The organism is Streptomyces sp. NBC_01006 (genome assembly GCF_045162725.1).
Taxonomy (GTDB): domain Bacteria; phylum Actinomycetota; class Actinomycetes; order Streptomycetales; family Streptomycetaceae; genus Streptomyces.
This window is the reverse complement of the sequence record NZ_CP108700.1, coordinates 1,193,744-1,207,075: the sequence shown is the minus strand read 5'-3', so window position 1 is coordinate 1,207,075 and position 13,332 is coordinate 1,193,744. Positions and strand designations below refer to the sequence as shown.

Genomic DNA, 13,332 nt, shown 5'->3' with positions numbered 1-13,332 from the left:
GACGCCCGGTGGTTACACATGCCGCATGAAGATCACCTCGTACAGCCTCGGTGCCCTGCTGCTGACCTTGCTCGCGCTGCCGGCCCCGACCCCCGCCCCCGCCGACGCCGCCGCCGACCCCGCCCCGGTCGGCGCCCGCCACCGGCACACCGGCTCCGAGATCGGTGCCTTCCTCACCGCCTTCTACGGCCACCACGGCCCCTCCGTGCACGACCGCGACCAGCGCGTCTCGCAGCAGCTCAAGGAGAAGCAGGCGCACGCTCCGAGCTCGGACGTGCTGCTCTGCGCCCAGAAGGAGCCCTCGAACGAGCCCTGGGACATCGCGGTCGGCCCGGTCACCGTCGCCCAGTCGGCCGGGGTCGGCTGGGCCACCGTCACCACCCGCTGGGGGGCCGGCCAGCCGGACACCTTCACCGCTTACGTGCGCCTCGACTCCCGGCCGATCAAGCTCGACGACGTGATCTGCGCCGGCTGACCTCCCGTACTCCGTCTGGTACAACACCGGACATGACGGGATTCGAGATCAGCGGCGCGAGCGCCGCCGACATGGAACTGATCCGCCGCTGGGCCGACGAGGAGGGGTGGAACCCGGGGGACTCCGACCGCTTCGCGTTCGCGGTCGCCGATCCGGCCGGCTTCCTCGTCGGCCGGATCGACGGCGAGCCGGTGGCCTGCATCTCGGCCGTGCGGTACGGGTCCGCCTTCGGGTTCATCGGCTTCTACATCGCCCGTCCCGCTTTCCGCGGACAGGGCTACGGGATCCGGCTGTGGCAGGCCGGGATGGAGCGGCTCGACGGGCGGCTCGTCGGCCTGGACGGGGTGGTCGACCAGCAGGACAACTACCGCAAGTCCGGGTTCCGTTCGGCCTGGAACAACGTACGCCACGAGGGCGTCCCGCAGCCGAACGGCTCGGGTGGCGGCGCCGGGTTCGAGGTGGTCGACGCAGCGTCGCTGCCCTTCGGGATGCTCGCCGCCTACGACCGCCGGTTCTTCCCCGAGTCGCGCGACGCCTTCCTGTCCGCCTGGACCGGGCTGCCGGGCCGTACCGCCCTCGCCGCCGTCCGCGACGGCCGGATCGAGGGGCTCGGGGTGATCCGCCCGTGCAGCGGGGCCTCCCGGATCGGCCCGCTGTACGCCTCCACCCCGGCCGTCGCGGCCGCCCTGCTGCACCGGCTCGCGGAGCACACCCCCGACGGGGCGGTCGCCGTGGACGTGCCCGACGCCAATCCGGTGGCCACCGACCTGCTGGCCGGCCTGGGGCTGGCCCCCTCGTTCGAGGCCGCCCGGATGTATACCGGGCCGGCCCCGGAGGTGGAACTGGCCGGGCTGTACGGGGTGACCAGCCTCGAACTGGGCTGACGGACGCGGGGAGCTCCGGGCCGGGAGCCGGCTGCCGGGCGGCGGTCGCACGACGCCGCCCGGCCGGTCGCGTCGTGCCGGGTCAGAAGCCGAAGAGCGCGCCGCTGGTGTGCCGCAGACCGCACGGGTTGCCGAAGGTGTACGAGTAGTTCAGCCGGCGGCCCTGCCACACCCCGTCCGCGGTCACCGTCATCGGGTTCCACTCCCGGGTACAGTCGACGCCCGGGCCGGGCGCGGCGACCGCGTCCAACTGGCGCGAGTTCGCCCGCAGTTCGGCACACGCGGCGGCCGGGGACGGGTGCGTCCCACCCGGGGTCGGCGCGCAGACGAGCGTCACGGCGCGCACCACCGTGCCGTACCTGGCGTCCTCCCCGGCCGTGATGCTCAGGACGAGGGCGGAGGGCGCGTACAGGCTCTCCGCACCGGACGGTGCGGCGTCGGCAGCTCCGGGCCAGGCCAGGGCCGTGAGAGCGGTGAGCGCCATGGCGGCGGAACCGAGGCCGAGACCCTTTGCGATGGACCGCATTTCGAACTCCCTTGAGTGGTTGCTTCGGATAGCGGACAGGAGTCTTACCGACACGGACCGTGAACGCCCGTTCGTACCCCCATTTTCCGTCACCGATCGTAAGCGAATGTATGCAGACCGCAGCCGTGCGAGGGGTGCTGACCTGTGGGGGAGTGGAGCGACGAAACGGCCGAACACACGCGCTGAAACATTCCCGAGGGCGGGTCCGGGCCGGCTCCGGGCCGGTCCCGGGCCGGTCCCGGGCCGGTTCCGGTTCCGCCCTAGCGCGTCGTCGCGATGCGAGGGGCGTAGAGGTCGATCAGCCGGGTGCGGGTCTGCTGGAGCCGCAGCGCGAGCACGCGGCCGACCCAGTGGCCGAAGGCGGGATCGGCGTCCATCAGCATGCGCACGGAGGTCGCGTCGAACTCGTACGAGCGCACCGGGGTCATCGCCTCTGCGCTCAGCTGCCATGAGTACGGCGGGAAGAGCCAGGACCAGCCGACGAGTTCCCCGGGGCCGAGGTTCTCGATGGGGGCGGGCCGGCGGGCGGGCAGCGGGATCTGGAGCGTCACCGTGCCGGATCGCACGATCCAGAAGGACTCGGCGCGCGCGCCCTCCTCGAAGATCCTCGCACCCTCGGGGAAATTGACCTCGCGGGCCTGGGACATCAGCCGCCCACGGTATTCGGCGGAGAGGACGGCGGCGATTCGGATGGGGGAAGGTGTGCTCACGACGGCCTCCGATCAGGGCCCCCCGTTACCCCCCAGTGTGACCGACACCCGGACGAATCCGGGCGTGGCGCGTCACCCGGTTGTCCGAGTACCCCACGGGCGGCTCCGCACACGCGTTCCACGGCCACGGCGGCCGACTCCCCGAAGTCGGCCGGTGGCGCCCCGCGAGCGGTCATTCCTCGGCGTTGGCCTCAAGGCAGGCCAGCTCCATCGCGTCGAGGACCGCCTCGTGGCTGCGGCGGCTCAGCTCGGCGACGTTCTCGATCTGCGCCGTGGCCCAGGCGGCCAGGGTCATCACCAGGACGCGCAGCCCGTCGGTACCGTGCTCGGCCAGGATCGCGTCGGCGACGATCATCGCGTCCTCGGGCACCTGCTCCGGCGGCTCCAGCCCGGCGAGCCCGCGCAGCATCGTGAGGGTGCGGCGGGAGATCTCCGGCGTCATCCTCGCCAGCCGCATGTCCTCTTCTTCGTCCATCCGCCCCACCCTCCCGTACGATCCCGTCCCCCCAGGGCACGGTAGGCGCTGACGGCTCTGCGCGGGGCCGTTTCGCCAGGGTGACCACACGTGAGGAACCGGTCCCGGGCGCCGGCCCGTGCGCCGGCCCGGCCGGGCGGCCGGCCCGGGCCGACCGGTACGGATGGCGGCGGGAAAGTCGGTGCCCGCGTGGGTTCCATGGTCGGCGACCGGCCGGTAACTTGGCCGCGGCATCCGTCCGTTGCCCGATTCCGCCAGGAGCGACATGAAGAGCCTCATCCGTGCGCTGTGCTGCGCCCTCCTGCTGCTGGCGGGGGTCCTGCCGGCGGTGGCCGGACCGACGCCCGCCGCAGCCGCGCCGGTCGCGCCCGCGTCCCCGGCCGAGGCGTGGACCCCGCCGCTGTCCACCCGCGGCCGCTACATCGTCGACGCGCAGGGCAACCGCTTCCGGCTCCGCTCCGGCAACTGGGACGGCGCCCAGGGCTCCTGGAACGGCAGCGGCGACCGCAACGACCCCGCCACCCACCACGCCGGCCAGAACTCGGGCGGCATCCCGATCGGGCTGGACCGGGTGGCGCTGCCCACGCTGCTGGCCGACTTCCGGGCCCTCGGCCTCAACAGCATCCGGCTGCCCTTCTCCAACGAGATGCTCCGCACCACCGCCCCCGTCCCGGACGCGGCCGTCGCCGCCAACCCCGCGCTGCGCGGCCGTACCCCGCTCCAGGTCTATGACGCCGTCGTCGCCGGGCTCACCGACGCCGGCTTCGCGGTCATCCTCAACAACCACACCGTCACCACCCGCTGGTGCTGCGGACTCGACGGCAACGAGCGCTGGAACAGCGGCCGCACAACCGCCCAGTGGGCCGACGACTGGGTCTTCCTGGCCCGCCGCTACCGCGACAACCCGCGCGTCGTCGGCGCCGACCTGTACAACGAGGTCCGCCGAGACACCTTCGACGACCCCAACTGGGGGCTCGGCGACGGCCACGACTGGCAGGCCGCCGCCCAGGAGGCGGGCGACCGGATCCTCGCCGAGGCCAACCCGAACCTGCTCATCGTGGTCGAGGGCATCAACTGGACCGGCATCCCCGTGGACGGCCTCCCGCACGGCCGCCCCGCCCTGACCCCCGTACGCACCCTGTCCCACACCCTCGTCGTCTCCGACAAACTCGTGTACTCGGCGCACTTCTACGGGTACACCGGCCCCCGGCACAGCGGCGCGACCGGCATCGGCGAGACCCATGACCTCCGCTACCAGGACATGAGCCGGGACCAGCTCGAACAGACCCTCTACGACCAGGCGTTCTACGTCTCCGCCGAAACCGGCACCCACTTCACCGCACCCGTCTGGGTCAGCGAGTTCGGCATCGGCGCCGACGAGACGGGCGCCCTGCCGCGCGCCTGGTTCCAGAACATGACCGGCTATCTGAACGCCGTCGACGCCGACTTCGCGTACTGGCCGCTCGTCGGCTGGAGCACCACCGCCCAGGGCGCCCCGGGCGGCGACTCCTGGGCGATGCTCCGCTACGACTCCGCCGGCCGCCGGTCCGGAGTGCTCGACGCGGCCGACTGGCGTACGCAGCCCTGGACGGCCCTCGCCGGAGCCGCCGGGCGCACCGGTCAGATCCCCGCCACCCCCGCCTGGTACCAGCTGACCACCGACCACCGCGACCACAACGCCTCGCTGCGCACGCGGGCCACCGGCGACTGGGACGGCGGGGCCCGCAAGGCGGTCTGCCCCGACGGCTCCCGGCTGGCCGGACTGGGGCACACGGGCGGCCGAGGCCTGTGCAGCACCTCCGACCTGCGGGCCGCCACGGGCGGGCACACCGTGGTGCGCGACGAGGCGTACGTCCCGCAGGGCGGCGACTGGGCCACCGGCTATACGAAGTTCCAGTGCCCGGCGGGCCAGTTCCTGATCGGCTACAGCCTGCGCGGGGAGCGGGTCTCGGCGGCGCTGTGCGCGCCGAGCCGGACCGCCCTTCCGGCGGGCGGCCGCACGCTCTGGTTCGACCGCGGCGACAACCGTCCGCCCGGCGCCCCCGGCGGCGAGTTCGCGTACGGCGACTACAAGGGCCAGTGCCTGCCCTCCGAGTACGCGGCGGGCATCGCCTTCACCACCCGCGCGGGCTCCCGCCCGGGCCCGGCCGCCCTCCTGTGCCGGCCCCTGCCGGCCGCCTGACCCGTCCGTCCACGAGGCCGGCGGCGTCAGCGACCGCCGTCGGCCTCGTGGACGGCACCGGCACCGGCCCGGGCCAGCAGATCCGGGAGGTCGCGCATGTCGGTGAAGAGCACGGTGCCCGGGCCGGAGAGGTGGTCGGCCGGGGTCAGGCCGCCCGCGTAGCCGAAGGAGCGCATGCCCGCCGCGCGGGCCGCCTCGACGCCCGGGCGGCTGTCCTCGACCACGGCGCAGGCCGACGGGGCGACGCCCATGCGCCGGGCGGCGTACAGGAAGAGGTCCGGGGCGGGCTTGCCGCGGTCGACCTCGGTGGCGCTGTGGATGCGGCCCGCGAACCGCTCGTACAGTCCGGTGCGGCCGAGGGTGTGCCGCATCTTCTCGTGGGTTCCGCTGGAGGCGACGCAGGTCGGCAGGGTGATCGCGGCGAGCGCCTCGGGCAGGCCCTCGACCGGGGTGAGCCCCTCGTCCACCGCCTGCGCGTGCATCCGCGCGAAGCGCTCCTCCCACTCCCGGGCCGCCTCCGCGCCGAGCCGGCCGGCCACCGTCTCCCGGTTCGAGGCGCTGGAGCGGCCGATGAACAGGTGGATCACCTCTTCCTCGGTGAGCGGCCAGCCGAGCTCCGCACCGAGGGCGACGTTCACCCGGGCCGCGATCCGCTCGGTGTCGACGAGTACCCCGTCACAGTCGAATATGACGAGTTCGATCGGTTCAGTGGAAGTGATCATGGCGGGAAGGATATGTGGCCGCAGACTCCGCGGATTTGGCATCCGATGCGTCAAGTGGGGTGAACGGTTCCGCAAAGGGGCTTAAGGTGCGCCCGTACGCACGGTCGTGAACGGCTGTACGCCTGTTTTCGGCCATCACCGCACAGTGACACCGAACTGGGGGGTTCATGCGTAGATCCAGAGGGCTCGCGGCCGCTCTCGCCCTGTCCCTGGCCGGGACCGGCGCGAGCATAGGCCTCGGCCTCGTCCCGCAGGCGGCGGCGATCACCCCGCCCGTCGCCTTCACCGCAGACGCGCTGTCCACCTGGCAGCCCAACGGCGTCGTCTGGGCCCTCGCCGAGGCGGGCGGCACGGTGTTCGTCGGCGGTACCTTCTCCGCCGTCCGTCCTCCCGACGGCGACGGCTCCGGCGCCGCCGAGCAGCCCGCGGTGAACTTCGCCGCACTCGACGCCGCCACCGGCGCCCCGACCTCCTGCCACCTCTCCTTCACCGTCGGCGGCGGCACCGCCACCGTCCGCGCGCTCACCCTCTCCCCGGACAAGCAGACCCTGTACGCGGGCGGCTACTTCGGCGCCGTCAACGGCACCCCGGTCTCCAGCCTCGCCGCCATCGACGTGGCGACCTGCACCGTCAAGACCTCCTTCCGCCCGGCGTTCGCAGCCACGGTGCGCGCGCTGGCCGTCACGAACGACACCGTCTACGCGGGCGGCGACTTCCTCACCGTCGCCGGACAGCCGCGCGAGCGCTTCGCCGCCGTGGACGCGGCCGACGGCGCGCTGCGGCCCTTCCGGGCCGACGCCGACGAGCCCGGCCGCGCCGTCGAGGTCACCCCCGACGGCAACAACGTTGTCCTCGGCGGCGACTTCTTCACCGTCAACGGCACGAACACGCACGCGCTCGCCGTCGTCGACTCCACCAGCGGCGCGCTCACCAGGAGCTACCCCGGCTTCATCGAGACCAACTCCGTCGTCAAGGACATCGCGACCGACGCGACCGGGTTCTACACCGGCAACGAAGGCACCGGCGGCGGGGTCTTCGACGGCCGGATCGCGCTCAACCTGAGCGACTTCAACCAGCGCTGGCGCGACACCTGCCTCGGCGCGACGCAGGCCGTGCTCCCGTACCAGAACGTGCTCTACAGCGCCTCGCACGCGCACGACTGCTCCAGCGTGGGCGAGTACCCCGACGGGCAGCGCCACCACCTGCTCGCGCAGCCGACGACCAGCGTCGGCAAGCTGGGCTGGGCCCCCGACACCAACGACGGCATCGGCGAGGGCATCGGCCCGCGCGTGATGGCGGTCGGTTCCAAGGGCGGCGTCCGGTACCTGTGGGTCGGCGGCGAGTTCACCACCGTCAACGGCTCCGCGCAGCAGAGCCTGACCCGCTTCGCGTCCACCGGGGACACGGGCGCGCCCACCGTTCCCGTCGCGACCGCGGCGAGCTTCAGACCCGGCGAGGTACAGGTGCGCTGGCGCACCAGCCTCGACCTGGACGACAGCGCGCTGACGTACCGGGTCTACCGGGGCGGCTCGGGCACGCCGATCGCCACGGTCACGGCCGACTCGCTGTTCTTCAAGCGCCCGCAGGCCTCCTGGACCGACACGACCGTGGCCGCGGGCCAGTCGTACACATACCGGGTGACGGCCACCGACGCGGCCGGCAACACCAGCGCCCTGTCGGCGACCGCCGGCGTGACCGTCCCGACCTCGGTCGACGCGTACCCCGACCAGGTCCGCGCGGACGGCGCCCAGCTGTTCTGGCGCTACGACGACGCCTCCCTGCCGAACGTCGCCGACTCCTCCGCGAGCGGCAACCAGAACGGCGTGCACCTGAATGCCCCCGCCCTGCGCCAGACGCCCGGCGCGGTCTCGGGCGCGAGCACGGCGATCGGCTTCAACGGCGCGGACAACCGGGTCTACGGGGACCAGCGCCAGACCATCGGCAGCAGCTACACCATCGAGACCTGGTTCAAGACGAACACCACCCGGGGAGGCAAGCTCTTCGGCTTCGGCAACAACCAGGTGCGCGGCAGCAGTCAGTACGACAAGCACATCTACATGACCAATGGCGGGCGTCTCGTCTACGGCGTGTACACCGGCGCCACCCGCACCATCACCACCGGCGCCGCGTACAACGACAACACGTGGCACCACGTCGTCGCCACCCAGGGACCGGGCGGAATGGTCCTCTACGTGGACGGCGCGCAGAAGGGCACCCTGGCCGTCACCACGCACGAGAACTACGCCGGCTACTGGCACGCCGGCGGCGACAGCCTCGGCGCCTGGCCGAACCCCCCGACCAGCGAGTTCTGGGCGGGTCAGCTCGACGAAACCGCCGTCTACCCGAGCGTCCTGAGCGCGGCCCAGGTGCAGCACCACTACGCCCTGGCCACGGCCCCGGCAGACTCGGTCGTCCAGGTGCAGGCCGCCGAGGACACGTACGCCAACGCGGGCGCGCCGGACGGCAATTACGGGAGCTCGTCCTCGCTCGCCGTACGGGGCACCTCGCTGTACACGAGCTACCTGCGCTTCAACCTGCCCACCGCGCCCGCGGGCACCGTGCTGAAGTCGGCCTCCCTGAGCGTGAAGACCAGCACGATGAGCGGGGCCGGTACGGCGGACACGGTCTCGGTGGTCCCGGTCACCGGTACGTGGACGGAGGCGGGCACCACCTACGACAACCGCCCCGCCACGGGTACTGCGGCCCTCGGCAGCTTCGCCGGGGTCCCGGACGGCTCGGCGGTGCACACCACCGGGCTGAGCACGGCCGGCCTCGCGGGCGCGCTCGGTACGAGCTACGGCCTGGCGCTGACCAGCCCGGGTACGGACGCGCTGTGGCTGTGGTCCTCCGAGGCGGCGGCGAACGAGGGCACGCCGCAGCTGACGCTGACCTTCGGCGCACCGTAGCCGCGGCAGGCGGGACGAAGGTGACAGGGGACGCGGGCCGTCGTGGTCCGCGCCCCCTGTCGCCGTCTACGCCACCGTGTAGCTGAACTCGTACGCGACGGACGTGTCGCCGTGGCGGTAGGTGAAAGCCCCCGAGCCCGACAGCCCGGCCAGCTCGCCCGACCCTGAACCGGGGACCACCTCGAACGTGCAGCTGGTGCCGGAGGCGTCGAAGGTGCCGCGCTGGTCCAGGACGAACGCCCCCTTCCGGCCGTCCACGGAGCCCGACAGCAGCTCCAGGCCGGTGTAGGAGCCGGTGCCCTCCCCGGTGTACGCGATCGTGTAGGCGGCATTGGTCGCCCCGGCCTCGATGCCGCCCGTGAAGGCGTTGACGACCGTCGAGCGGGCGAGGCGCGGGGTGGAGTCGGCCGGGCCGACCGGCTGCTCCTGCCAGTCGGCGAAGGTGAAACGGCCGGTGGTGCTGCGGCCGGTGGTGGTGGCGCTGCCGGTGGGGGCGTTGCCGGTAGGGGTGTCGGTACGGGCGGACATGGAGGACCTCCTGGTTCACGGCCGGGCGGGCTCGGTCCCCCCGACACGAGAACAGCCTGTCCGGGATACCTGACACCTTCTGTCAGGTATCCCGGATCCCGGCCACAATGGCCCCATGCGCGCCGACCGGCTCCTCTCCCTGCTCCTCCTGCTGCAGAACCGCGGCCGGATGACCGCACCCGAACTGGCCGCCGAGCTGGAGGTGTCGGTCCGTACCGTCTACCGGGACATCGAGGCCCTCGGCGCCTCCGGCGTCCCCGTCCACGCCGACCGCGGACCGGCCGGCGGCTACCGGCTGATGGACGGCTACCGCACCCGGCTCACCGGCCTCACCGACGCCCAGGCCGGCTCCCTCTTCCTCGCCGGTGCACCCGGGCCCGCGCAGGATCTGGGCCTCGGCGCCGACCTGGCCGCCGCGCAGCTCAAGCTCCAGGCGGCGCTGCCCGCCGCCCTCGCCGACCGGGCCCGCCGGCTCCAGGACCGCTTCCACCTGGACGCCCCGGCCTGGTTCCGCGACGCCGACCCCGTACCGCACCTCGCGCGGATCGCCCAGGCGGTCTGGGACCAGCGCGTACTGCTCACCCACTACCGCCGCTGGAGCGGCGAGGAGCGGGCCGGGCGCTCGCTGCACCCCCTCGGCCTAGTCCTCAAGGGCGGCATCTGGTACCTGGTGGCGCGGGCCGCCGACGAGCGCGTACGCAGCTACCGGGTCTCGCGGTTCCTCGCCGTGGACACCGCCGCGGAGGGCTTCGAGCGCCCGGCCGGCTTCGAACTCGCCGCGTACTGGGCGGAGTCCGCGCGCCGGATGGAGGCGGCGACCCGGCAGGGGACCGCCCGGCTGCTGCTGTCCCCGCGCGGGCGCAGGCTGCTCCCGATGCAGTTCGGCGCCGCCGGCGTACGGGCGCTGGCCGGCGCGTCCCCGGCCGCCCCCGGGGACCCGGAGGGCTGGATCCGCGTCGACCTGGAGGTCGACTCCCAGGCCGTCGCGGTCGGGGACCTGCTCCGCCTCGGCACCGAAGCCGAGGTCCTCTCCCCGTCCGAACTCCGCCGGGCCCTCGCGGACACCGTCGCCGCACTGGCCGAGCGGTACGGCTGAACCCCATCCCGAGCGAGAACCGTCAGGGAACGTCCGAATCAGGTCACTTGAGCCTGAGCACTGGTTGTTAGTGTCACGATCATGAGCCTGTTACGCCCGCTCCCCCTCGCCGAGTGGACTACGCACAACGCCGTCCGTCTGGCCACTTCCGGCCTCGCCGCCCCGCTCGACGACCTGGAGCCGCTGAGCCGACTCGTCGGTGACGCGCGAGTGGTCGCGCTGGGCGAGAACTCCCACCAGATACGCGAATTCGGGCTGCTGCGCGATCGGATCCTGCGCTTTTTGGTCCAGGAGTGCGGATTCACCGTCTACGCCGCGGAGTTCGGGGCTGCCTCCGGCCGGGCCGTCGACGCCTGGGTCAGAGGCGGTGACGGTGATCTCGACGCGCTGATCACGCCTCGCAGCGACGGCTGTCCGGGCCAGTCCGCCGAGGGCCGCGACACCCTGCGGTGGCTGCGCGCCCACAATGCCACCGCGCCGCATCCGGTCGGCTTCGCCGGGCTCGACGTCCCGGCGGCCGGCGGCTCGCTGGCGCCCGTACTGGAGCCGGTCGCCAGGTACCTGGCCGATGTCGACTCCGGCGCGGTGCACTATGCGCGTACCGCTCTGGAGCTGTCGGAGCCGCTTGCGGGCGGCTCGGGTCTGGTCCCCGCCCACGCCCGCCTCCGCCTCGATCCCGCGGTCCAGGACCGGCTCTCGGCCATCCTCGGCCGGCTGCTCAATCGGGTCACCGTCATGCGTGAGGTCTATGTCGACAACGGCGGCCGCCAGGCGTACGAGAACGTCCTCTCGGACGTCTGGGCGGCCTGGCGCACCGACCAGATGCAGCGCGCGATGTCCGAACTGCTCGGCGGCGCACCCGACTCCGCCGACCTGGCCGCTCGGGACCGCTACATGGCAGACAGCCTGCTGCACCTGATCGACCGATCCGCACCCGGTACCCGGATCATCGTCTCCGCGCACAACGCCCACATCCAGCGCACCGCCAACCCCGGGGACGCCCCGCTCGTCCGGACGCCCATGGGATACCCCCTCGCCCAACAGCTCGGGACGGGCTATGTGTCCGTGGCGCTGACCAGCGGTGGCGGCCGGACCGTGGCGAACGTCCCCGATCCGGCGCACCCTTCCGGGATGCGCCAATCTGCGGCTGACGCCCCCGCAGCGACACCCGACAGCGTGGAGTCGCTGTTCGCGGGCGTGCTCGAAGCGCCGGCGCTGGTGGACACCCGCGCGCTGCGCACGCACGCCCGGCGGCATGGCCTGCCGGAGCCGGCCCGGATCCGCATGGACAACGGCTTCCTGCCCGTGCCCGCCCTGGATGCCTACGACGCGGTGATCAGCGTGCCACGCACCACGCTCACTGCGGACTTCGCCGAGGCGGACTCGACCGAATCCCTGATCAGGAGTAGGTGACCGGCGGCGCCGTCGGGCGGTGCTCCCAGCGGATCTCGCCGTCCTCGCGGTGCGGGGTCGGGGCGAAGCCGCAGGCGGCGGCGACCGCCGCCGAGGCGTGGTGGTCCGGGTGGACGTACGCGATCAGCAGCCCGGTGGGGAGGTCCGCCAGCCATGCCGTGACCGTCCGGGCCGCCTCGGTGGCGAAGCCCCGGCCCTGCCACGGGGTTCCGATCACCCAGGCCAGCTCGGCCGTGTCCCGCGCGGGCGTGACGGTGGCCTGTACGGTCCCCACCAGCGGCCCGTCCCCGCGCAGCCTCAGCACCCAGTTGCACCACACGACCGCGGGGTCCGCGGACCCGGCCGCCAGCCGGGCGTAGCGCTCGCGCAGCGCGTCGGCCGTGAGCGGGGCGCCGCCGATGAACTCGTGCAGTACGGGATCGCCCAGGACGAGGGCCATCTCCGGGGCGTGTTCGACGCCCAGGGGGAGGAGGTCCAGGCGGGCACTGCCGAGCCGACCGGCAACGATCGCACGGGCCCGGGGCCGCCGGACCTTGGCGGCCGCACCCGGGCGGGGTACGTCGTCCACGGCGAGGCAGATCCCGAGGACCCGGTCGTGGCCGGTCCAGCCGTTGACCCGGCCCCGGTTGTTGCTGATCTGCACGCGGCGGCGCGGGGTGTCCACGGCGGAGACAAGGTGCAGGTACACCGTGCCGGAGACCCGGGCCAGCACGATGTCGCCGGGCTCGACGAGCGCGGGGTCGACCGGGGCGACCCGGACCCGCTGCCTGCTGCGGATCAGCGGCACCATCGAGTCGCCGGTCGGCCGGAACTCCACGGTCTCGCCCCGGCCGATGCGGTCCGCCACTGCGTCGAGCATGCCCATCGGGCGAGTCTGCCCGGCGCGGCCGGATTCCGGAAACCGCATTTCGCGGGTGCTGGACGGGACCGGACGGACTGGACGGGACGGGACGGGCCGTCAGCGCGGCGGTTCCACCTCCAGGAAGCGGCGGCGGCGCGGCCCCCGGTAGAGCAGGCAGCCCCAGCCGAGGGGTTCCAGCGCGGCCGCGCAGGCCGTCAGCCGCTCCTGCTCCGCCTCGGCCGCGCCGCCGCCGGGCGGGCCGAGCCAGGTCACCTCCACCGCTGCGCCCCCGTGCGGACCGGGCGCCACCCGGTACCCCGTCCGCGTACGACGTCCCTCCGCGTCCACCGCCGACGGCGGGAGGCCCGCGGCCTCCAGTACGAGGGCCACCGCGCGCGGCATCTGCCGCAGCTCCCAGGGGGCGGGAACCGCCGTCCCCGCCCGGCCGTTCACCAGGCGGCGGATCTGCAGCAGGCCCTCGTACGCCGCCCGGACCTCGGCCTCCCGCGCCGCCGTGGCGGGCCGCTGCGGTCCGTCGCCGGTCGCCGGCTCGAACGATGCCGTCACCACCCAC

The 13,332-nt window shown here is 73.5% G+C and carries 13 protein-coding genes; 6 read left to right on the top strand and 7 right to left on the bottom strand.

The window, feature by feature from the left end:
* The first annotated feature begins 25 nt into the window (after positions 1–25).
* Positions 26–475: a hypothetical protein gene (locus OG509_RS05400; RefSeq protein WP_406180558.1), complete on the top strand. Its 450-nt coding sequence runs from the start codon at positions 26–28 to the stop codon at positions 473–475.
* A gap of 32 nt (positions 476–507) precedes the next feature.
* Positions 508–1,359, top strand: coding sequence for a GNAT family N-acetyltransferase (locus OG509_RS05395; protein WP_406180556.1), 852 nt, complete (start codon positions 508–510; stop codon positions 1,357–1,359).
* Between the two features lie 82 nt (positions 1,360–1,441).
* Here the strand turns inward: OG509_RS05395 and OG509_RS05390 are convergent, their stop codons facing one another.
* The 3 genes from OG509_RS05390 to OG509_RS05380 all read right to left on the bottom strand — a co-directional run bounded on the left by OG509_RS05390 (position 1,442) and on the right by OG509_RS05380 (position 3,070).
* Entirely contained in the window at positions 1,442–1,885 is a 444-nt protein-coding gene (locus tag OG509_RS05390) for an SSI family serine proteinase inhibitor (RefSeq protein WP_406180554.1), read from the bottom strand.
* Positions 1,886–2,145: 260 nt separating this feature from the next.
* The gene (locus OG509_RS05385; RefSeq protein ID WP_406180553.1) at positions 2,146–2,595 is read right to left on the bottom strand and encodes a Crp/Fnr family transcriptional regulator; all 450 of its coding nucleotides are present in this window, start codon (positions 2,593–2,595) and stop codon (positions 2,146–2,148) included.
* A 172-nt stretch (positions 2,596–2,767) separates the two neighbouring features.
* A complete protein-coding gene (locus OG509_RS05380) occupies positions 2,768–3,070 on the bottom strand; it encodes a hypothetical protein (RefSeq protein WP_030157868.1) in 303 nt (100 codons plus the stop codon).
* Positions 3,071–3,335: 265 nt separating this feature from the next.
* Here OG509_RS05380 and OG509_RS05375 point away from each other — a divergent pair, with 265 nt between their 5' ends.
* Positions 3,336–5,252, top strand: a complete 1,917-nt coding sequence (locus OG509_RS05375; protein ID WP_406180552.1) for a glycoside hydrolase family 5 protein — start codon at positions 3,336–3,338, stop codon at positions 5,250–5,252.
* 26 nt (positions 5,253–5,278) lie between these two features.
* Here the strand turns inward: OG509_RS05375 and OG509_RS05370 are convergent, their stop codons facing one another.
* On the bottom strand, positions 5,279–5,974 hold the full coding sequence (locus OG509_RS05370) for an HAD family hydrolase (protein WP_406180551.1): 696 nt from the start codon (positions 5,972–5,974) through the stop codon (positions 5,279–5,281).
* Positions 5,975–6,141: 167 nt separating this feature from the next.
* On the opposite strand from OG509_RS05370, the gene OG509_RS05365 reads away from it, so the two are divergent.
* Positions 6,142–8,880, top strand: a complete 2,739-nt coding sequence (locus OG509_RS05365) for a DNRLRE domain-containing protein (RefSeq protein WP_406180550.1) — start codon at positions 6,142–6,144, stop codon at positions 8,878–8,880.
* 66 nt (positions 8,881–8,946) lie between these two features.
* Here the strand turns inward: OG509_RS05365 and OG509_RS05360 are convergent, their stop codons facing one another.
* The gene (locus OG509_RS05360) at positions 8,947–9,408 is read right to left on the bottom strand and encodes a DUF3224 domain-containing protein (RefSeq protein WP_406180549.1); all 462 of its coding nucleotides are present in this window, start codon (positions 9,406–9,408) and stop codon (positions 8,947–8,949) included.
* A gap of 115 nt (positions 9,409–9,523) precedes the next feature.
* Between OG509_RS05360 and OG509_RS05355 the strand changes: the two genes are divergently transcribed.
* A complete protein-coding gene (locus OG509_RS05355) occupies positions 9,524–10,504 on the top strand; it encodes a helix-turn-helix transcriptional regulator (RefSeq protein ID WP_406180548.1) in 981 nt (326 codons plus the stop codon).
* Between the two features lie 81 nt (positions 10,505–10,585).
* A complete protein-coding gene (locus OG509_RS05350; RefSeq protein ID WP_406180546.1) occupies positions 10,586–11,917 on the top strand; it encodes an erythromycin esterase family protein in 1,332 nt (443 codons plus the stop codon).
* On the opposite strand, the gene OG509_RS05345 is transcribed toward OG509_RS05350, so the two are convergent.
* Both OG509_RS05345 and OG509_RS05340 read right to left on the bottom strand, forming a co-directional pair.
* The gene (locus tag OG509_RS05345; RefSeq protein WP_406180544.1) at positions 11,904–12,782 is read right to left on the bottom strand and encodes a GNAT family N-acetyltransferase; all 879 of its coding nucleotides are present in this window, start codon (positions 12,780–12,782) and stop codon (positions 11,904–11,906) included. The two genes, OG509_RS05350 and OG509_RS05345, sit on opposite strands and share 14 nt — an antisense overlap.
* 93 nt (positions 12,783–12,875) lie before the next feature.
* The gene (locus OG509_RS05340; protein ID WP_406180543.1) at positions 12,876–13,325 is read right to left on the bottom strand and encodes a hypothetical protein; all 450 of its coding nucleotides are present in this window, start codon (positions 13,323–13,325) and stop codon (positions 12,876–12,878) included.
* Between the last annotated feature and the right edge of the window lie 7 nt (positions 13,326–13,332).